Below are 19,626 nucleotides of genomic sequence, written 5' to 3' on the forward strand. Positions count from 1 at the left end.
TCTAATTCCTAAAATTTAACATTGAAAAATTAGCTAATCCTTTCGTTAGTTCTTGAATATTTTGTAATAAGGCTAATCTATTTTTTCTAATCTCTGGCCTTTCATCATTAACTATAACGTTATCAAAAAATTGATTTATTGGATTAACTAACACACTAATTACTTCAAAAAGTTTTTCATATTTTTGATACTTTAAATATTTGAGCGCATCATTTTTTATATCATTTATTAGTTCAAATAAATCACTCTCAAAAGTATTTTCAAATAATTTTTCATTTACTTTTAATGAATGTTTATCATCTTCATTTGCATATAAAATACTTTCCACCCTATTTAATGCTATTAATATTTGTTGCTTACTTCCATCTGCAAGTAATTTTTCTAGTAAAACTATTTTATTATTGATTGTAGCAAGATTATCACTATCTGTTAAAGCCATAACTGCATCAAATACATCCTGCCTTATTCCTTGCAATTTTTTATAATATTTAAATCTTTCAAAGATAAATTCTATAATTTCCTCAACTACACGACGATGTTTTTTAACAACATTTTCTTTCACTTCATTATTTTTAAAATAATGTGAAGGGTATAATGTAAAAGAAGTATCGAGCACTATCTTTAGTGGTATTTGAATATTATGTTGTATAATTATTCTAATTATCCCTAAAGCTGCTCTTCTTAAAGCATATGGATCTTTTGAACTGGTAGGAATTTCATCAATACTAAAAAAACCTACTATATTATCTATTTTATCTGCAAGTGATACTGTGATTGCTTCTGGAATTTCAGGGAGTTGTGATTCAGGACCAAGAGGAAGATAATGGGTTTGAATAGCTTCATATACTTCTTTATCATATCCTTCTAATTCAGCATAAATTTTTCCCATTAAACCCTGAAGTTCTGGAAATTCTTGAACTATATAGGTCATTAAATCAGCTTTAGCAAGATTTGCAGCTTTTTCAACTTTTTCCAGATTTGCAAATGGCACCCACATAGCAATAAACAATGCTAACTTAGATAATCTTTCCACTTTTTCTTGCATATTACCAAGTTTAGCATGAAAAGTTATTCTACTAAGTTTAGGTATATTATTTAGTAATTTATTCTTTATATCTTGTTCAAAAAAGAATTGAGCATCTGAAAGGCGAGCTGCTAAAACTTTTTCATTACCTTGTATAATTGTTTTACTAGCTTTCTGATCAGAATTTGCAACTGCAATAAAGTAATTACTCAAATCTCCATTTTTTTTATAAAGAGGAAAATATCTTTGATGAGTTTTCATTGTAATAGTAAGTATAGGTTCAGGTACGTTTAAAAATTCGCTTTTAAATTTTCCAAGTAATACACTTGGCCATTCCACAAGCCCTGCAACTTCTTCTAATAATTTATTATCGCTTTTACAAACTAAATTATTTTCTTCTGCTATTTTTAAAATTTCTGATTCAATATATTTTAATTTTTCTTCAAAATCTAATATTACGAAGCGTTTTTTAAGATTTTCACTATAATCTACAAAATATCTAACTTCAAACCACCCATCACTTAAAAATCTATGCCCAATTGACTGTCGATTTGCTTTAATGTTTTCAAAATTCACTGGTAAAATTTTACCATCATAAAGACATAGTATATTTCTAATAGGCCTTACCCAAGATTTTGAATTGTTACTCCAGCGCATTGATTTTGGCCAGGTAAAGTTTAATAAAATATCATTTATAAGATTAGTTAAAACTTCTAATATTTGTTGTGAACTTATTTTATTAACTAAAAAATAAAATTCACCTTTCTCGGTTTGCCTTTTTTCTAAATCACTTATTTCTTTATTATATTTACGAGCAAAACCTTCAACAGCTTGAACAAGCGCATCTGTTTTTGGACCTTTAACTTCTAAATTTGCATTTGAAGAAACTTCAATTTTTTCTGCAAACAAAACTAATCTTCTGGTTGACACAAAACTTTGAATTTTTGTAGCACTTAGATTATTTTTTGTTAGCCCTTCAGTAAAAACTTTTTTTAATTGCTCACGAGCATTTAATTGCATTCTTGAAGGTATTTCTTCAGATAATATTTCTAAAAGAAGCTCAGCCATGTTGTAACCTAAAAATCCCTATTAAAGAGTAAATCTTTTTATAATTTAATTTGCATTATTTAAATAAGTTTCTATACATTTTTTTGCAAGTGCACGTACCCGAGCAATATAGCTTGCTCTATCGCTAACACTTATTACCCCTCTTGCATCTAAGACATTAAAATAATTACTAGCCTTAATACATTGTTCATAAGCAGGTAGCGCAAGCTTTAAATCAATTAACTTTTCACACTCCTGTTCAGAATCTTTGAAATGATTTTTTAATATGTCAGTGTTAGCATAATCTAAACAAAATGCCGTCATTTCTTTTTCGTTACGCTTATACAAATCACCATAAGTATATGCATCTTGGGGATCTTTTGGATTATTAAATTTTAAATCGTACACATTTTCTTTATTCTGTAAGTACATTGCAATACGTTCGAGACCATATGTTAATTCTCCTGTAATAGGATCACACTCAATTCCACCTATTTGCTGCATATAAGTAAATTGCGATATTTCCATGCCGTCACACCACACTTCCCAACCTAGTCCCCATGCTCCTAAAGTTGGACTTTCCCAATCGTCCTCTACAAACCGAATATCATGTTCTTTAGGATCGATACCTATTGTTCTCAAACTATCGAGATATAATTCAACAATATTTTCAGGTGAAGGCTTAAGAATAACCTGATATTGATGAAACTTATACAATCTATTTGGATTTTCACCATATCTTCCATCAGTTGGCCTTCTAGATGGCTGCACATAGGCTGCTTTTACAGGTCTTGGACCTATTCCCATTAAAGGTGTAGCAGGATGAAAAGTGCCAGCCCCCATTTCCATATCATAAGGTTCTAAAATGACACACCCTAAATTTTGCCAATAATCGTGGAGAGATAAAATTAAATCTTGAAATGACTCTGAAGCATTATAGCGCATGACCTACCACCAAATTTCTTCTAACATATTCCTTAATGAAAAATCTCCGAACCCAAATTTTGAAAGTAAACCTTTCTTCTTTGGTTCTAATTTTATAATTTTAGTTTTTTTACCAAATTTTTCTTCAATATATGTTTCTAAATCAGAGATTTCATCTATAAGTCCTAATTTTTTAGCTTTTTTACCCGACCAAATTCTACCAGAAAAAATATTATCTTCAGACTCTAGTCTAGCAGCTCTTCTCTCTTTTACTAAGCTAACAAAATTCTCGTAAACGTCATTTTGTAACTCTTTTAATATTTCTACATCCTCAGGTTTTTCTGGTTGAAAAGGGTCAAGAAAACTCTTACTATTTCCACTCGTATAAATTCTTCTTTGAATGCCTAATTTATTTATTGCTTCATGTAAACCAAAACCAGCTGAGATTACTCCTATACTTCCGATAATGCTATTATGCGGAGCTATAATTTGCTCTCCAGCAAGAGCAATATAATAACCGCCTGACGCTGCAATATCTTCTACAAATGTAATAACTTTTATTTTTCTTTCTACGCTTAATCTTCTAATTTTCTTATAAATAAGTTCAGATTGAGAAGGAGAACCACCAGGTGAATTTATTTGGAGAATTACCGCTTTAATTTTTGGTAACGCAAAAGCTTTTTCAATAATATCATTGTAGCTATCTAACGTTATACCATTTTTTTTAATACCTATAACCCCTTTAAGAGGAATTGAAACTACTAAACTTTTCTTTTTAAACAGCTCTTGTATCTTCTTTACTAACTTAATCATATAATCCTAGCCTACCTAAAGAATAATATTTGATTCCATTATTTTTCATTTGCTCCGGATTATATATATTTCTAAAATCAATTACCAGAGGATTAATCATCATATTTTTAAAATCTAAATGGGTCATTTCAATAAATTCTTCCCATTCTGTTAAAATAACTACTGCTTCCGCTCCTTTAATAGCGTCATTTATTCCTAAAGTATGAGCAAAATCTTTTAAATTATCCGGCATCTTTTCTTTGTACATAGGATCATAAACCATTATTTCGATCCCTGCATTTTTTAATATTGGTAAAATTGTTAAAGAAGCTGCATCTCTTATATCGTCAGTGTTAGCTTTAAATGTTATTCCAAGTACAGCTATTCTTTTGGCATTATATTTTTTTAATATTAGCAAAATTCTTTCTGCTAAATATCTTTTATGCAATTCATTACTTAATAATATTGAATTAAGAATCGGAGTTTCTATAGAATTTTTAATCGCACTTGTCGAAAGCGCTTTAGTATCTTTTGGAAAACACGACCCTCCAAAACCAGGCCCCGGTTTTATATATTCTTTTCCAATTCTCGGGTCATGCCCTAAGGCTTCTATAACTTCATCAATATTTGCATTAAATTTATCACTAAATTTTGTTACTTCATTGATAAAAGCTATTCTCATAGCTAAAAAGGTATTAGCCGCGTATTTAATAAGTTCTGCTGAAGAAAGATCGGTAAATATAAAAGGAGCTTTTCCTTCAAAAAATTTATATAACTTTTTTAATTGTCCCTTGGCAAACTCAGAATTAACTCCAAAAACTAACCTATTTGGATTCATAAAATCAAAAACTGCAGAACCCTCTCTCAAAAATTCAGGATTGTAAACAAGTTCAATATTTAAAATGCTATCAATTTTTTTTAACAACATTTTATTAGTACCGATTGGTACTGTTGATCTTATTATTATTAAAACATTATTTCTTTCAAACTTATCAGCTATTTTTGTTATTTCATTTAACACCGATTCAACTTGCGTAAGATTTGTTTCGCCAGTTATATCATCTGTAGGTGTTCCAACAGCAACAATTACCACTTCTGCTTTAAGGATTTCCTCATAATTTATACTAAAATGAATTTTATTTTTCTTCTTAGCACTAGAGAGGATTTTTTCTAATCCAGGCTCATAAATTGGGATAATATCTTGTTTCAAACTTTTGATTTTAATTTCATTAATATCAATACAAGTTACTTCGTTATCCAGATTAGCAAGGCATGTCCCTGTAACTAAACCAACATATCCTGTTCCTATTACTGCAATTTTCATAATTAAATATATTTCTTTAAAATTTGTTTTATTTGTGAATTAAATTCAGATTGTTCAAGCATATAGGCAATATTAGCATCTAAATAACCTACCTGATTACCACAATCAAATCTTGGCCCTTTAAATTCTAATGCAAACATTTCTTTTTCTTTTAACATTTCTTTCATTGCATCAGTTAATTGTATTTCTCCGCCCTTACCCTTAGTTTGTACAGATAAATATTTGAATATTTCAGGTTCTAAAATGTATCTACCTATAATAGATAAATTTGAAGGAGCATTCTCAGGGTCAGGCTTTTCAACCATATTTTTAATTTTATATACTGCTTTACCTTCAAAGTCTATTTTTTCAGGATCAATAATACCGTAAGAATTTGTATATCGCTTGTCTACTTCACCAACTCCAATAATACTTTTGTTTAATTCTTCAAAACATTCTACCATTTCTTTTAAAAAACCATCCTTACTCATAAGCATTTCATCAGCTAAAATTACAGCAAAAGGCTCTTCTCCTATAAAATGTCTTGCACACCAGACTGCATGACCTAAACCTAAAGGTTCTTGTTGTCTAACAAAAGCTATACGCCCAGCTTCAGGTAGCCAGTCAGTAACTTCTTTCAATTGCTTCTCTTTTTGTTGTTCGTCAAGAACTGTTTGAAGTTCATAAGCATGGTCAAAATGGTTATTGATAGCGTTTTTATTTCTTCCGGTAATAAATATAAATTGCTCAATACCTGCTTTCTTTGCCTCTTCAAATGCATATTGTATTAAAGGTTTACTGGCAATTGGCAACATTTCCTTCGGTAAAGATTTTGTTACAGGTAAGAATCTTGTACCTAATCCACCTACTGGAAAAATTATTTTTTTAATTTTTTTGTTAACCATTGTTATTCTCATTTAAATCATAAGGAATTTAGCAAGATTTATAAAATATTCAAAGTTATTTTTAAAAATAGTTGATATTAGAAAAAAAGTTGAATTATAAAAATTTCAAAATAGTTATTAATTACATTGCAACATAATTAATTGCCTTGTTTTGAAAATTATCCTTACTTTCTTTAGCTACTGGTAAACTAATTTTAATTTGAATTCCTGTGTCTATGCTAGAATACAATTCAACTTTTCCGCTATGAAGTTCAATAATATTTTTAGCAATACTTAAACTTAAACCATTAGCAAATTTTCTATTTATTTCATCATTAGGGGTTTTATAGAAACGATCAAAAAAGTGCTGCTGCTCTTGTATAGTGATAAATTGTTTTCTATCATTGATAACTAAGTGATAAAAATTTTCTTCAAAAGTAACCCTTATTACAATTTTATTATCTTTCTCTGCACTTAAAATAATGCGATTAATTATATTAAAAAGAGCTTGTTTAATCCTAATATGATCTATATAAATTAGTAATTCTTCTTCTGGAAGATCCATTTCAATATCTATCAATTCATTATTAAATTCATTCATGAGAGTAATAATAATTGATTCAATAACTTCTACAAAATTTACTTGATTAACTTTTAATTTAATATTGCCTGAATCAAGAAGCGCTAAATCCAAAATATCATTAATTAGCTGCATAAGTTCTTTTGAGGCTGTATATATATAGCTCATATATTCTTCTTGTTTAGTAGGCATTTTCCCAAAATATCCATTTAAAAGAATATCTGCAAATCCTATAATTGTTGTAAGTGGAGAACGTAACTGATAAGAAATATTAGCTAAAAATGCAGTTTTAATACGATCAGTTTCTTGTAAAGCTTCATTTCTTTCACGCAATGATCTTTCAACTAATACAGAATCTGTAGTATCTAAATCTGTAATTAAAATTGAACCATCCGGTAAAGGAACAAATATTCTATCTATAACTGAGCCATTTATCATCTCAACTCTACTACTTGCAACAAACCTTCTTTCTGACACACTTAAAAAAGTATTTTTGTAATGCTCTATATCTGATTTATCTTGATAAAATTCTTCAGTTTGCTTAATGATATCGTTAAAATGAGGATTAGAATCTAAGTAATTAGGATCTAACCGCCAGAGCTTTGAAAAAACTGCGTTGTATAATTTCAATTTTCCATTTGAACTATAAACTACAATACTTTCATGCAAATTATCTAGTGTTGTTTCAAGGACAGCAATTAAAGTATTGTACGATCTTTCCAATGCTAGTTTATCAGTAATATCTTCATAAGCAAATAGTAACCCTCCCAAGGCATAAGGAGTTACAATTACACGTAAAGTTTTACCTTCTGGTAAATAGAAAAATTCATTATGTATAGAGGTAAGGTTTTTAAATAAGTCTATTTGCGCTTTTTTAAAATGGATAAAATTTGATTGCTCGGGTAATTTTCTTTTTTGCCTTAACACTTCTAATATTTCACTATAGGTCGGTTGTTTTGCCAAAAACTTTTCATCAAGTTGCCAAAGATTTTCAAAAGCGTTGTTCCACATAGTTAAATGAGTATCAGGAGAAAAGATTGCTATAGCACTTGATGAACTAGAAATAAAATCTAATTGGGCTGACACATGGCGCTTTATTTCTTGCTTTAATTGTTCAATTTTAGTTATATCAATAGCATATCCAGCATTTAAAATATTTGAAGAATTACTATTTTCAAACGTATTAAAAACCTTCCTTTCACCATTAACGTTCAAATAAATTTGAGATTGCGCCTCAGCACTTAATTGCTCAGCTTCAATTGCTAGTTCATGACTGAAATCATCTAACTTATTATTATTTAAAGCTATTTGTGAGTAAGCTTTATTATAAAATCTAATATTTAAATCTGCATCTCTAAACCAAATAGGTATATTAATTTGGTCCAAAAGCTCAAAATAAGCACTAAATTCTTTATTAATCTTTTGATTTTGATTTTTGATCTCAACAATTTGGTTGATTAAAGGTGAAACTTCAACAAACCAAATTATAAACCCTGAGGCTTCATAATTTGATAAAATTTCTTGCCAGTGAAGCCATAATTTATCGCCTAGATTAGATTCTATAAATACGTTTTCGTTATAACGCTCAAAACTCACCTTTAATTCTTTGATTAATTTTAAAATTTTATTGTAGGAATCTAAAGTAAAATATTCTTCGAGATTTTCTAAATTATCTAACTTTTTTCCATAACTAACCCTTTTTAAGAAAGTAGGAGAAAAGAAAATATTATTATCATTTTTATTAACAAAAATATAACCGCATGTAGGTTTATCTGGTAATTCCATAGTAAGTTTATGAAGCTTTTGAAAGTCGTTCAAAAGTTCTTTATGAGCTATTAATTTTTTTATTAATAAACCTGCTAAAAAAATTATTATTCCGAAACAACATAAAATAGAAATTTTATAAATTTCATTAATCTTCTCTGTTGCTACAATTTCCACACCATTTTCATATGCAATAGCATATAACGGAAACAAAAGAGTTGGTATATAAAAAATCAGATATTTTTTCATTTTAACATCTTTAATATCTATAATGCTCTAGCTTAAAAGGCCATTCCACTTATATTACTAAATATTCAGCTTAATCTTTAGTTAATTTAGTCAAGTTTATATTTAACTTCTTTAAATGCAGACAAGCTACTTTTTCTTCTAAGCTTTTTGGCAACATATACACCTTATTAACATACTCTTTTGTATTTTGCCATAGTTCAATTTGCGCTAGCACCTGATTTGTATAAATTAGAATAACGTTATGCTATTAATTTACTAAAAATAGTTTTTCTAACTGCCTGAATTAGTTCAAATTTATAGATTTTGCCTTTTACTAATTTTGTACCAGTTTAATTTTCTTTTTAGGAGATTTTTTTATAATTTTCTTTTTAGGAGATTTAGAGTTACTAACTAATGTACTTATTTCCCCTTTCGATACGCCAAGAAATTTATTTAATAAAGAAATCATTTTTTTATCTCTATCTTGGCTTGTGTTACCACCCATGACCACGGCTACGATTTTTCTATGTCCTTTTTGCGCCGTAGAAACTAGATTAAACCCTGACATATTTGTAAAACCAGTTTTTAGACCTGTTAAGCCATTATATTTGTATTTTGTTAATAAATTATTAGTAGACTTATAAATTTTACCTTTAAATTTAAATTCTTTCTTACTAAATATGTGATAATATTCTGGATAATCTCTTTGAATAGCTATTGCAAGTCGTGCAATATCATAAGCACTACTTTTTTGTTCTGGATCTGGTAAACCAGTAGGATTACTATAATGTGTTTGTTTCATTCCTAACATTTTCGCACGCATATTCATAATTTTTACGAATTTTTCTTCACTTCCTGCCACTGCTTCTGCTATTACTATTGCTGCATCATTAGCAGATTTTATTGCTGCAGCATGAATTGCTTCTTGAAATGTCATTTTTTGCCCTGGTTTCAAATTTAAATTTGTCCTAGGCATATGAGCAGCTTTTTTTGAAACAGTGAGTTGTTGACCAAGAGTTACTTTTCTTTCTGCAAGAGCTTCAAAAGCTAAATATAAAGTCATTACTTTGGTTATTGAAGCAGGATATCTAGTTTTTTCTGCATTTTCTTCATATAATACTTTTCCAGTAGCTTGATCGACTACTAAAGTAGCATATTTTGCTTTATCAAAAGACCAACCTTCTTTGCCTAACGAAACTAAGCTAACAAGAAAATATATAATGATTAACAAATTATTTGTTAGCTTCTTTCGCATAAATTTATATAACCTAATTTCATGTTTTAGTAAAATAATTGGCTAAAACTACCTATTTTACTATCAAAATCAAGAATTTAATTATTAACTTTTTTATTGTGAATCTATTGTTAATAAATTTCCAAAAGCTAAACTTAATATCTTAATATTATTTGAAAACAATCTAAAGTTATTGTCAATAGTATTATTTATTACCATTTGATTAATTTCTATGAGATCAGTAATAGTTGTGGCTGACAGAAAAGCTTTTGAAGCGTCGGCTGTAGTACAATAACATGCATCTGTATAGTCAGTTATAACTTCACCAACTTCAGTTGAATTTTTAATAGTATTATGAGCTATATTAGATACATAATTAAAAAAGTTGGAATTTAAATTTCCACATTCTTCTAATAGTTTATTTACTTCTTCATAATTTGCTGCAGCACTAAGATTGCGACTTACTTTATCAAATGTTTCCTGATTAAAAAATGTTTGTTCAGTAAATGGCGTATTATTATTTTTGTCAGCTTTTTGCGCGCTATTTTGCTTTACTGTTTGCTTAACATTTTTTTTAGCATTTTTCATATTATGCGTTCTCCTAATTTTATTTAGAATTATAAATTTAAATCCTAAAAAAGTGTTTAAAAGTTTAATTTTAATATCAACTTATAATTGAAAGTTGTCAATTGGAATATTACTAAAAAATAAATTTAAAAACTATAATTTGTAATTACAAATATAAAATCTTGATAAAAAAAACAAAATGCTTATGATGATTTAATAAAATTTTATAAAGTGGTTTTTTTATGGTTTGGGGTGAGCAAAATAACGACAATAACAATAAAAATAACAAAGAGAAAAAAACTTCCTGGGGTCAAGGTGAGGAAATAGAAAACTTTTTTAAAAATAATCAAAATAAATTTGATAATTTTTTTAAGAAAAACAACCCATTTGGGCAAGATAATATGAATTTCAGTGGTAATAATAATTTTATTTATGGAATATTATTTATTCTCTTTGCAATTTGGCTTGCTTCAGGTTTTTACATTATTGAAGAAGATGAACAAGCTGTTGTGCTTAGATTTGGTAAGTTTGTAAGGATCGCAAATCCAGGCCCTAACTTTCATTTACCTTATCCAATTGAGTCAACTTTAAAACATAAAGTCACAGTCCATCAAATAGAAGAATTTGGCTATAGATCAGCTCAAAATGATGTGTACCGTTCAAATAGACGTGCAGATCTTAGAAATATACCAGAAGAAAGTTTAATGCTTACAGGTGATGAAAATATTGTTGATATAAATTTTATGGTAAAATGGAAAATAGACAATATTCAAGATTATGTATTAAATGTTAGTAATCCGAGAGAAACCGTTAAAATGGCTGCAGAAAGCGCTGTAAGGGAAATTATAGGTAATACGCCTTTTGCTGAAGCACAAACACTTGGTCGTTCTAAAGTTGAAGTTAGCTCTATGAATTTACTTCAGGATATACTTAATTTATACAAAACTGGCATTACTATAGTAAGTTTACAAATGTTAAAAGTTGATCCACCTCAACAAGTTATTGATGCATTTAGAGATGTTCAAACAGCTAGAGCAGATAAAGAAAGAGAAATAAATGAAGCTTATTCATATAAAAATGATCTCTTGCCACGAACTCGTGGTGAAGCAACAAAAATAGTACAAGGCGCTATAGCTTACAAAAGCGAAGTAACCGCTAAAGCGCAAGGTGAATCTAGTCGTTATAAAGCAGTTTATGATCAATATAAAAATGCTAAGTCAACTTTAAAAAAACGCTTATATATTGAAACGATGGAATCAATTTTAGGTGATATGGATAAAATTATTATTGATCAAAATGCAAAAAATTTAGTTCCTTACTTACCACTTGATAAAATATCAAAATCTAAACAGGATTAGAAATTATGAATAACTATATGATGAAAATTTTTGCTGTAGTTCTAGGATTATTTATAATTATTAATTCACTCTTCATTGTTGATGAAAGAAAGCAAGCTCTTATTTTTCAATTTGGTGAAGTTGTACGGACCGAAAGAGAGGCAGGGTTACATATTAAAGTGCCATTTATCCAAAGAGTAGCTTATTCTGATAAAATGATTCTAGATGTAGCAGCTGCTGAAAGAGAAGTTCTAGCAAAGGATCAAAAAAGAATTATTGTTAACGCGTATGCTAAATATAAAATTATTGACCCTCTTAAATATTATCAATCAGTGCGTAACATTTCTGAAGCAAGAACTAGATTAATTAGCGATTTAGAATCTTCTATGCGTCAGGTAATTGGTGAGGTTCCATTATCAGCTCTTCTAACTAATGAAAGAGCTTTAATGATGAAACGTATCAGTAGTATTGTTAATGAAAAAGCATTGAAAGCTGGTATTAAAATTGTTGATGTAAGAATTTCACGCGCTGATTTACCAAAAGAAAACAGTAATGCGATTTATAGCCGCATGCAGGCTGATAGAGAAAAAGAAGCAAAAGAGTTTAGAGCACAAGGTTTTGAAGATGCTCAACGGATTAAATCTGAAGCTGATAAGGAAAGTCGTGAAATCCTTGCTGAGGCAAAAATGACGGCTGAAATTACTCGTGGTGAAGGTGATAAGGAAGCAAATAAAATAATCGCTTCGATCGTTGAATCTGATCCTGAATTTTATGGATTTTATAGAACTCTTCAGGCTTACAAAACAGCTTTAAATAAAAACAATACTAAGTTAGTTATAACACCGGAAAGCGAATTTTTTAAATACATAGTAAATGAAGTAAGGTAAAAAACATGAAAAAGTTTGTTAATTATTTTATTGCACTTATTACAATATTTTACTCTATAGAAATTAATGCATCAATGTTGCCACATGGTGGCTTTAGTGATGTTGTAGAAAAGGTTATGCCAAGCGTAGTTGATATAGTTGCAAAATTTAAAGTTCAAAATAATATTAGCAGGCAAGGCTTTCCAAACGATCCCGGTTTAAATGAGGATTTAATGGAATTATTAGAACGGTTTGGCTTTATGATTCCAGGCATTGACGGTGACCTTGAGGGTGGCGGTGGGCGCCAAATGGCTTCACAAGGGTCAGGTTTTATTATAGATAATGAAGGTTATATTATAACTAATTATCATGTAATCGCTGCTTCTAACAATTCAATGTCTCCAACATCCCCAAGTGAAAATAATATTATAGCTGATGATATTAAAGTTACATTAAATGATTATTCAGAACATAGCGCTGAAGTAGTAGGTTTTGATGTAGTAACAGATTTAGCTCTACTTAAAATTAAAGCTAACAAAAATCTTCCGGTAGCTCCCTTCGGTGATTCAGATAAAGCGATGGTTGGAGATTGGGTAGTTGCAATAGGAAATCCATTTGGATTATTAACTGGCTCAGTTACAGCTGGAATAATTTCTGCGCGTGGTCGTGATATTAAATATGGTAATTTCGACGATTTTATTCAAACAGATGCTGCAGTAAATTTTGGCAACTCAGGAGGCCCTCTTTTTAACACTAATGGTGAAGTTATTGGTGTTAATACTGCTATTTATTCGCCTTCAGGCGGAAATGTCGGTATTGCTTTTGCCACTCCTTCTTCAATAGTTAAAAAAGTTGCTGATCAGATTAAGCAATATGGTAAGGTAAAACGCGGTTGGCTTGGAGTTTATATACAGCCTGTTGATGAAAAAATCGCTCAAGCTTTAAATTATAAAGATAAAATTGGGGTAGTTGTTTCACAATTATTAAAAGAAGGACCGGCTGGAAAAGCAGGAATTGAACCAAATGATATTATCATTTCTTTTAATGGTAAAAAATTAGAAAAGAATTCAGCAAGAACTTTACCTAAATTAATTGCAGAAGCAGAAATAGGGAAAACTTATGAAATGGAAGTTTTTAGAAATGGTAAAGTTAAAATATATAAAGTTAACATTAGCGAAAACCCAGGTTCGGCGAGTAATCTAAGTAAACCAAAATTTAGTAAAGTTTCTGAAGATATGGAAGGTTATTTTGGTATTAAACTTGCTGAACTAGATACCAGAATTAAAAGCCGACTTAAAAGTGAAGTTGAATTCGGTGTTGTTATTGCGAAAATAAAACCTAGATCGCTTGCATTTGTAAACGGTCTAAGACAAAGTGATATTATAGTTCAAATTGATAAGCAAGATATTAAGACTATTGAAGATTTTTATAATATTACTAAAAAAGCTATTTATGATGATAAAAAGAAAAGCTTAATTATGCTTGTTGATAGAAATGGCCAAAAACACTTAGTTGCAGTTGATGTAAAATAGAGCATAAATGAGTATTCATTTTTTAATACGAAAGTATTACTGTTTAATTGGTGATACTAGTCACTTACTCAATCTATTAGGGCGCAAAAAGCATTAGCTTTCCAAAATTATTTATTTAAAGTTTTGATTTATATTAGTTACTTTTGCAAGTGATATATAAATTATTTCTTATATTTTAATATTTGAATTAAAAATTTTATACCAATTAATTTGTTTAAATAAATTGACTATCTTACCTACTTTAGGGAAAAATAATTGATTAAAGAATATCAAGTGTTCTGAGGTTTACGTACTAATTTTAACTTGCACATTACGATTATTTGTAATTCTAGGAAAGATAATATTATAGAAATACTAGAAAGAATACCTTTGAGCATTAATTATAAAATTGTTCCACATAAATAATTTATTTAAACACCACGCCATAAACCGTCATTTTTTATGACTATTAAAGAATTCCATAACATATCTTTTGAAATTTTAAGTTGATTCGATAAATAATATGCAGCAACAGCTACTTTTCTTTCAATCTTCTCTTCAAAATTTACTTCAGTAGCAATATGTTCATGATTAGTTAGCTTCATATTTGTATCCAGAATAAAATAAGCATTTTTATCTTTTAATAAAATATCTTTCATTAATAATATTTCTTCTCCTCCCCCTATAGGAATTTCTTTTTCTCTAACTTTAATATTCCCTAAAATCCCATTATCAATCCATGAAGGTAAAGGATTTAATTTAATTGACTTTATAAATTTTGCATTTAATAAGACACATGTATTATACCAACCTTTTCCAGGCTCAGTACCATCATTACCTAAACCTTTTATTTGCCAACCATGAGCATAAGCACCTACTTTTATCCAGCCATATGCATTTATTAAAGCCTGCATCTCAAGCTCTATTCCTAAGGAAATACTCAAAACAGGAACATTTTTAGGGGTAGCGTTAGCAAGATTATTTATTGCATCGCTAAATAAGTGCATATTGGCATATATAATTTGAAATTTTTTATGTTTAAATAATGATAAAAAATTATTGTCCTTCAAAATAATATCATTTTCATTAGTGCAAATTAAAAATTTTACTGAAAAAAATTTACTATATGTAGTATCTAAAATATTTACATATGGAAGAATTTTATGATGAGCGATTTCCCCCCATCCTCTTAACCAAATATATAGCAATGGTTTTCTCATTTTTAACCTGCTTAATTAATTTTATATTTAAAAGCTAATTATATTATTTACGATGAAATTAAATAAAAATACAGCATGTATCTTTATTTTTTATTTTATGCCTATAAGAATTGTTTAATTTATCTTCTTTAAAAAATTTTTGTATAAATGCAATTTGTTCATCAACATTCTTATCAGTTAAATTTGATGATAAATTTTCATTAATTATAAGATTAACTTTAAGATCATTCGTGACAGTAAATGCATTTGGTTGAAAGATATTTTTAATACTTTGATGTGAATTTAAATTTTCAATAAAGTTTGCTTTTAATATATTATATTCTTTAATTTCTTTTTTATCTACAAATTCACTTTTACGATTCTCAAATTCTTTACATATTGAACAAATAAAATTTATAAAATCTTTTGGATAATTCTTACTAATATATTCAAGAAGACTTTTATTTTTTGAAACATCAATCAAACTATTGTTATCTATTACTTTTACTAATAAGTGCAATCTATCTCTATCTTTTACTATAGATAATATATTTGCAAATCTTGCAATTCCTTTATAAGGCGAATTAAATGTAAAATTAATTCGAGTAGTAATAGGATTATTAGTTAAATGATAATTTTTTATATCTTTTTCAAATCGTGTTATTAACGTATTGAAGATAAAATTAAAACATTCATTATTGTAATTATATCCGTATGAAAGCTTCAAGGTTTCCGCATTAATTATTTTTTGATAGTAAATTTCGGGAGTTAGATAATATTTTCCCTTATTCAATAGTAATATAAAAGTTGAAAAGTTATTATAAGTTACGCATTCCTTTATAGCTTCGCTAAAACTTTCTTCACTCAATCCATGAAAATTTATTATTTCTAAAACCATTTCATTTTGAGCTTTGCAGCACGCAAGTTTTAAAGGAGTGTAATAAACGTATCTTGTATAATCGTCAACTTCAATACCGTCATAAGGGTAATAAATATAATTAGTTTCTTTTTTTAAAAAATCTTTAAGTTTATCAGGGATATAGGTTTTACAATATTCAAAAACTTTTTGAAATAAAAGTAAATTTTTAGTTATAATTATTTTTCTAAACAATCCCCAGTTATTCACTTCTATAACATTTTGAATAAATACTGGATTTTCCATTAATCTAAGAAATGTTTCATTTTGTTCCTCATCTATAAGGTCATAAATTTCATTATATTCTTTAGCAGTCGTCTTTGCGTTTTTATCATGCTCAGAAAGTATCATTTAATTAACCTCCTTAATTTTTTAAGAATGTTTATTTAATTTAAAATTCTTAAAAATGTAAAGCAAGTTAAAAAAAAAGCGGCCTAAAGGATTAAACCCTTAGGCCGCTTAATTATAAAGCTAATAAATATTTTAGCTGGTTAAAGCTTTTTTAGAACTTTCCACTAACTCTTTAAAGCTTTCTGGGCTATGAATAGCAATCTCTGAAAGCATTTTTCTATTAATTTCTATATTTGCAAGAATTAATCCACGAATGAATTGTGAATAAACCATATCATGCATTCTAACTGCAGCATTAATACGTTGAATCCATAAATTTCTGAAAGTACGCTTTTTATTTCTTCTATCACGGTAAGCGTATTGTAAACCTTTTTCAACTGCTTGGTTTGCAACTCTTATACAGCTTTTTTTACGACCGTAGTAACCTTTAGCTTGGCTTAATATTTTTTTTCTACGGATTTTTGGACTTTTAGCAGAACGGGTCATGGCTTAAACTCCTTTTTTTCTATAAGGTAAGAATTGGATAACAATTTTAGCATCACATGGCTTTAAAATAGTAGTACCACGTTGATTTCTAATTTGTTTATTTGTACGTTTAACCATTCCATGGCGTTTACCTGCCTGAGTTGCCTTAACAAGACCACTTGCAGTTATTTTAAAGCGTTTTTTAGCACCGCTTTTTGTTTTCATTTTTGGCATTTTAGTCTCCTAAACTATTGATTGATATAGCATTAAGGCATGCCTATAGCCTTTTCTGCTTGATAATTGTGTGGTTAAAATATAATATTTAATCACTTTAGTCAAGATATTAGGCGCAATCAAAAAAACTTACACTTATTAAAATATTAATTATATGTCAAAAAATAATTCTTCTGCATTTACCCTTGTTGAAATAGCTATTGTTTTATTAATTATATCAATAATTTCTGCTTCTGCTTATTACGGTCTTACTCTGAAAAACAATGCAAATTTACAATCTATTATGAGTGAAGTTACAAAAATTAAAAATGCAGTGGAAACATTTGAAATTACCTACAAACAATTACCCGGGGATATGTATAATCCGGACAATTATTTTACCACTAGTTCTGTAAATGGAAACCCTGCAACTACAAGAGGAGATGGTAATGGTACCATTAGCGGAAATGAGGGGATTTATGCTTTCCAACATCTAGCTTTAGCAAATATTATTACAGGAAATTATAATGGACAGTGGATTTATAATAGAATGTACAAAGGACCTATAGCTAATAGTGTATTTTACTTTACTTCAGCATATGGCGACCCACTAGTTTTACGCTTTGCAAAAGTAACATATTCAAATCCTGATGTAACTGTTATTTCAGGCGCAGCTCTAACTCGTGCAGCTTTAACAGTAGTTGATACTAAAGCGTTAGATACTAAATATGATGACGGTAATCCATCATTAGGTATGATAATATCTTATACTGGGAGTGATGCTACCGCTAATTCATGTGTGAACGCGGGAAATTATGCTACTCCTACTGACCAAAATTCAGAAACACTTAATTGTTATATAGATTTTAGAATTAAACGAGATTTTTATTCAACAACTAATTAAAGTTTGATAATATTATTTACATAGTTTTATTTTAATAATAAATATAATAACTTAACAATTATTAATAAGGGATATATATGGCAAATCAAATATCTGATGAAAATTTTGATCAAGAAGTTTTAGAATCTAACCAACCAGTATTAGTTGATTTTTGGGCTGAATGGTGCGGACCTTGTCGTCAACTTACTCCAATAATCGATTCTATAGCTGAAGAAATGAAAGAAAAAATTAAAGTGGTTAAAGTAAATATCGATAATAGTCCTGAATCACCTCAAAAATATGGAGTAAGAGGAATTCCAACTTTAATGATTTTTAAAGATGGTAAACTATTAGATACTAAAGTAGGCGCTTTACCAAAAAGTTCGTTAGTTGAATGGCTAGAAAAACATATAGCTTAAATTCAGAAAAAATTTTAATCAGCTCTTTAGGTTATTTTAAAGAAAAAGTAACTTTTGGAGCTGAATTAGAATTTTATTCCTTAAAACCTTTAGAATTAGAGAATTTAAATTTATTCTTACGTTCTTTTGATAAAAATATTAAAGTAGTAAAAGAAGATGGTGAAAATCAATTTGAGATTATTTTTCCACCTTTCAATGATGCTTTAAATTTAGCAAATTTAATTGATAAAGTAAAAAATAACCTTACAGATATAACTTTTTCAGCAAAACCATTTATTAATCAACCCTCAAGCGGCTTACACTTTAATTTTAGTTTCCCTAATAAAGATTTTTTTGAAAATAACTTTAAATACATTATTCAAGGTCTTATAAAATATTTAAAGGAATCATTAGTTTATTTTTGCCCGAGCGACAATGACTATACACGTTTTACTAATAAAGCTGATTTACATAGTCCAAAAAATATTAGCTGGGGATTTAATAATAGAAGCACTGCTATTAGAGTTCCACCTCCCAATGAAAATTGCGATGTAAAAAGAATTGAACATCGTATTTCATCACCAAACGCTAATCCTTATTTAGCTATTTCGGTAATTTTATATGCAGCAAAATTTGGAATAGACGAACAGCTTCTTCCTCCTGAACCAACTTACGGCATTGCAAGTAATGAACAATACTTTAAAGAAGTATTACCACAAACTTATTTAGAAGCACTTAATTATAATATTAATAGCAAAATTCAATGGCATATGTTAATGTCTCTTTAATTGATTATTATTCTTCGTTAATCTTACTAGTCATATTGAATTTAATTTTTATAATTAATTAGAAAATATCATGGAAGCACTAACATTTAATAAAATTGCAAATGAAACTTTCAATCAAATAATTGAAATTAGTGATAGAAAAGAGTTTGATTATGATTTAATAAATGATGTATTATGTATTTACACTACACATGGTGAATACGTAGTTAATAAACATGCTCCTACTGAACAAGTATGGTTATCTTCTCCAATGTCTGGAGGACATCATTTTATATGGGATCAAAATTTAAAATCTTGGATAAGCGCTAAAGGACAGGAATTATTTGATTTATTAGATAAAGAATTTAACTAA

The 19,626-nt window shown here is 28.5% G+C and carries 20 protein-coding genes; 7 read left to right on the forward strand and 13 right to left on the reverse strand.

Features of this window, described 5'->3' with window-relative positions:
- Window position 1: 1 nt before the first annotated feature.
- From J0H68_08945 to J0H68_08985, 9 genes are all read right to left on the reverse strand, one after another.
- On the reverse strand, window positions 2–2,092 hold the full coding sequence (locus tag J0H68_08945; protein MBN8828819.1) for a glycine--tRNA ligase subunit beta: 2,091 nt from the start codon (window positions 2,090–2,092) through the stop codon (window positions 2–4).
- A 45-nt stretch (window positions 2,093–2,137) separates the two neighbouring features.
- A complete protein-coding gene (locus tag J0H68_08950; GenBank protein ID MBN8828820.1) occupies window positions 2,138–3,016 on the reverse strand; it encodes a glycine--tRNA ligase subunit alpha in 879 nt (292 codons plus the stop codon).
- A gap of 3 nt (window positions 3,017–3,019) precedes the next feature.
- Window positions 3,020–3,808 (reverse strand): signal peptide peptidase SppA, encoded by a 789-nt coding sequence (sppA, locus tag J0H68_08955; GenBank protein ID MBN8828821.1) that lies wholly within the window; start codon window positions 3,806–3,808, stop codon window positions 3,020–3,022.
- On the reverse strand, window positions 3,801–5,111 hold the full coding sequence (locus tag J0H68_08960; GenBank protein MBN8828822.1) for a UDP-glucose/GDP-mannose dehydrogenase family protein: 1,311 nt from the start codon (window positions 5,109–5,111) through the stop codon (window positions 3,801–3,803). Before J0H68_08960 ends, sppA begins: the two co-directional genes overlap by 8 nt.
- 2 nt (window positions 5,112–5,113) lie before the next feature.
- Complete coding sequence (gene galU, locus J0H68_08965) at window positions 5,114–5,995, reverse strand: UTP--glucose-1-phosphate uridylyltransferase GalU (protein MBN8828823.1); 882 nt, start codon at window positions 5,993–5,995, stop codon at window positions 5,114–5,116.
- A gap of 121 nt (window positions 5,996–6,116) precedes the next feature.
- Window positions 6,117–8,567, reverse strand: coding sequence for a PAS-domain containing protein (locus J0H68_08970; GenBank protein MBN8828824.1), 2,451 nt, complete (start codon window positions 8,565–8,567; stop codon window positions 6,117–6,119).
- A gap of 70 nt (window positions 8,568–8,637) precedes the next feature.
- Window positions 8,638–8,802 (reverse strand): adenosylhomocysteinase, encoded by a 165-nt coding sequence (locus tag J0H68_08975; GenBank protein ID MBN8828825.1) that lies wholly within the window; start codon window positions 8,800–8,802, stop codon window positions 8,638–8,640.
- 78 nt (window positions 8,803–8,880) lie between these two features.
- Entirely contained in the window at window positions 8,881–9,801 is a 921-nt protein-coding gene (locus J0H68_08980) for a D-alanyl-D-alanine carboxypeptidase (GenBank protein ID MBN8828826.1), read from the reverse strand.
- A 93-nt stretch (window positions 9,802–9,894) separates the two neighbouring features.
- Window positions 9,895–10,368 carry a hypothetical protein gene (locus tag J0H68_08985; protein MBN8828827.1) on the reverse strand — a complete coding sequence of 158 codons (474 nt, stop codon included), beginning with the start codon at window positions 10,366–10,368 and terminating at the stop codon, window positions 9,895–9,897.
- 221 nt (window positions 10,369–10,589) lie between these two features.
- On the opposite strand from J0H68_08985, the gene hflK reads away from it, so the two are divergent.
- The 3 genes from hflK to J0H68_09000 are packed head-to-tail and all read left to right on the forward strand — an operon-like array spanning window position 10,590 to window position 14,082.
- Window positions 10,590–11,705, forward strand: a complete 1,116-nt coding sequence (hflK, locus tag J0H68_08990; GenBank protein ID MBN8828828.1) for an FtsH protease activity modulator HflK — start codon at window positions 10,590–10,592, stop codon at window positions 11,703–11,705.
- A gap of 5 nt (window positions 11,706–11,710) precedes the next feature.
- A complete protein-coding gene (locus J0H68_08995) occupies window positions 11,711–12,571 on the forward strand; it encodes a protease modulator HflC (protein ID MBN8828829.1) in 861 nt (286 codons plus the stop codon).
- 5 nt (window positions 12,572–12,576) lie between these two features.
- Complete coding sequence (locus J0H68_09000; GenBank protein MBN8828830.1) at window positions 12,577–14,082, forward strand: Do family serine endopeptidase; 1,506 nt, start codon at window positions 12,577–12,579, stop codon at window positions 14,080–14,082.
- 410 nt (window positions 14,083–14,492) lie between these two features.
- On the opposite strand, the gene J0H68_09005 is transcribed toward J0H68_09000, so the two are convergent.
- The 4 genes from J0H68_09005 to rpmI form a co-directional block, all read right to left on the reverse strand.
- On the reverse strand, window positions 14,493–15,281 hold the full coding sequence (locus tag J0H68_09005; protein ID MBN8828831.1) for a hypothetical protein: 789 nt from the start codon (window positions 15,279–15,281) through the stop codon (window positions 14,493–14,495).
- A gap of 58 nt (window positions 15,282–15,339) precedes the next feature.
- The gene (locus tag J0H68_09010; protein ID MBN8828832.1) at window positions 15,340–16,527 is read right to left on the reverse strand and encodes a hypothetical protein; all 1,188 of its coding nucleotides are present in this window, start codon (window positions 16,525–16,527) and stop codon (window positions 15,340–15,342) included.
- Window positions 16,528–16,659: 132 nt separating this feature from the next.
- Window positions 16,660–17,013, reverse strand: a complete 354-nt coding sequence (gene rplT, locus J0H68_09015; GenBank protein ID MBN8828833.1) for a 50S ribosomal protein L20 — start codon at window positions 17,011–17,013, stop codon at window positions 16,660–16,662.
- Between the two features lie 3 nt (window positions 17,014–17,016).
- Window positions 17,017–17,226 (reverse strand): 50S ribosomal protein L35, encoded by a 210-nt coding sequence (gene rpmI, locus J0H68_09020; protein ID MBN8828834.1) that lies wholly within the window; start codon window positions 17,224–17,226, stop codon window positions 17,017–17,019.
- 154 nt (window positions 17,227–17,380) lie between these two features.
- Between rpmI and J0H68_09025 the strand changes: the two genes are divergently transcribed.
- From J0H68_09025 to cyaY, 4 genes are all read left to right on the forward strand, one after another.
- Window positions 17,381–18,109: a prepilin-type N-terminal cleavage/methylation domain-containing protein gene (locus J0H68_09025; protein MBN8828835.1), complete on the forward strand. Its 729-nt coding sequence runs from the start codon at window positions 17,381–17,383 to the stop codon at window positions 18,107–18,109.
- A 77-nt stretch (window positions 18,110–18,186) separates the two neighbouring features.
- Window positions 18,187–18,507 (forward strand): thioredoxin, encoded by a 321-nt coding sequence (gene trxA / locus J0H68_09030; GenBank protein MBN8828836.1) that lies wholly within the window; start codon window positions 18,187–18,189, stop codon window positions 18,505–18,507.
- Window positions 18,483–19,274 (forward strand): hypothetical protein, encoded by a 792-nt coding sequence (locus tag J0H68_09035; GenBank protein ID MBN8828837.1) that lies wholly within the window; start codon window positions 18,483–18,485, stop codon window positions 19,272–19,274. Before trxA ends, J0H68_09035 begins: the two co-directional genes overlap by 25 nt.
- A 70-nt stretch (window positions 19,275–19,344) precedes the next feature.
- Complete coding sequence (cyaY, locus tag J0H68_09040; GenBank protein MBN8828838.1) at window positions 19,345–19,626, forward strand: iron donor protein CyaY; 282 nt, start codon at window positions 19,345–19,347, stop codon at window positions 19,624–19,626.

Source organism: Sphingobacteriia bacterium (genome assembly GCA_017304685.1).
Taxonomy (GTDB): domain Bacteria; phylum Pseudomonadota; class Alphaproteobacteria; order Rickettsiales; family 33-17; genus JAFKLR01.

Bases quoted from the DNA above. Each gene is read 5' to 3' on its own strand.
- sppA (MBN8828821.1), bottom strand. From the start codon at position 3,808: ATGATTAAGTTAGTAAAGAAGATACAAGAGCTGTTTAAAAAGAAAAGT.
- J0H68_09005 (MBN8828831.1), bottom strand. From the start codon at position 15,281: ATGAGAAAACCATTGCTATATATTTGGTTAAGAGGATGGGGGGAAATC.
- J0H68_08970 (MBN8828824.1), bottom strand. From the start codon at position 8,567: ATGAAAAAATATCTGATTTTTTATATACCAACTCTTTTGTTTCCGTTA.
- J0H68_08985 (MBN8828827.1), bottom strand. From the start codon at position 10,368: ATGAAAAATGCTAAAAAAAATGTTAAGCAAACAGTAAAGCAAAATAGC.
- rplT (MBN8828833.1), bottom strand. From the start codon at position 17,013: ATGACCCGTTCTGCTAAAAGTCCAAAAATCCGTAGAAAAAAAATATTA.
- rpmI (MBN8828834.1), bottom strand. From the start codon at position 17,226: ATGCCAAAAATGAAAACAAAAAGCGGTGCTAAAAAACGCTTTAAAATA.
- J0H68_08995 (MBN8828829.1), top strand. From the start codon at position 11,711: ATGAATAACTATATGATGAAAATTTTTGCTGTAGTTCTAGGATTATTT.
- J0H68_09035 (MBN8828837.1), top strand. From the start codon at position 18,483: ATGGCTAGAAAAACATATAGCTTAAATTCAGAAAAAATTTTAATCAGC.
- J0H68_08960 (MBN8828822.1), bottom strand. From the start codon at position 5,111: ATGAAAATTGCAGTAATAGGAACAGGATATGTTGGTTTAGTTACAGGG.
- galU (MBN8828823.1), bottom strand. From the start codon at position 5,995: ATGGTTAACAAAAAAATTAAAAAAATAATTTTTCCAGTAGGTGGATTA.
- trxA (MBN8828836.1), top strand. From the start codon at position 18,187: ATGGCAAATCAAATATCTGATGAAAATTTTGATCAAGAAGTTTTAGAA.
- J0H68_09000 (MBN8828830.1), top strand. From the start codon at position 12,577: ATGAAAAAGTTTGTTAATTATTTTATTGCACTTATTACAATATTTTAC.
- J0H68_08980 (MBN8828826.1), bottom strand. From the start codon at position 9,801: ATGCGAAAGAAGCTAACAAATAATTTGTTAATCATTATATATTTTCTT.
- J0H68_08945 (MBN8828819.1), bottom strand. From the start codon at position 2,092: ATGGCTGAGCTTCTTTTAGAAATATTATCTGAAGAAATACCTTCAAGA.
- J0H68_09025 (MBN8828835.1), top strand. From the start codon at position 17,381: ATGTCAAAAAATAATTCTTCTGCATTTACCCTTGTTGAAATAGCTATT.
- hflK (MBN8828828.1), top strand. From the start codon at position 10,590: ATGGTTTGGGGTGAGCAAAATAACGACAATAACAATAAAAATAACAAA.
- J0H68_09010 (MBN8828832.1), bottom strand. From the start codon at position 16,527: ATGATACTTTCTGAGCATGATAAAAACGCAAAGACGACTGCTAAAGAA.
- J0H68_08950 (MBN8828820.1), bottom strand. From the start codon at position 3,016: ATGCGCTATAATGCTTCAGAGTCATTTCAAGATTTAATTTTATCTCTC.
- cyaY (MBN8828838.1), top strand. From the start codon at position 19,345: ATGGAAGCACTAACATTTAATAAAATTGCAAATGAAACTTTCAATCAA.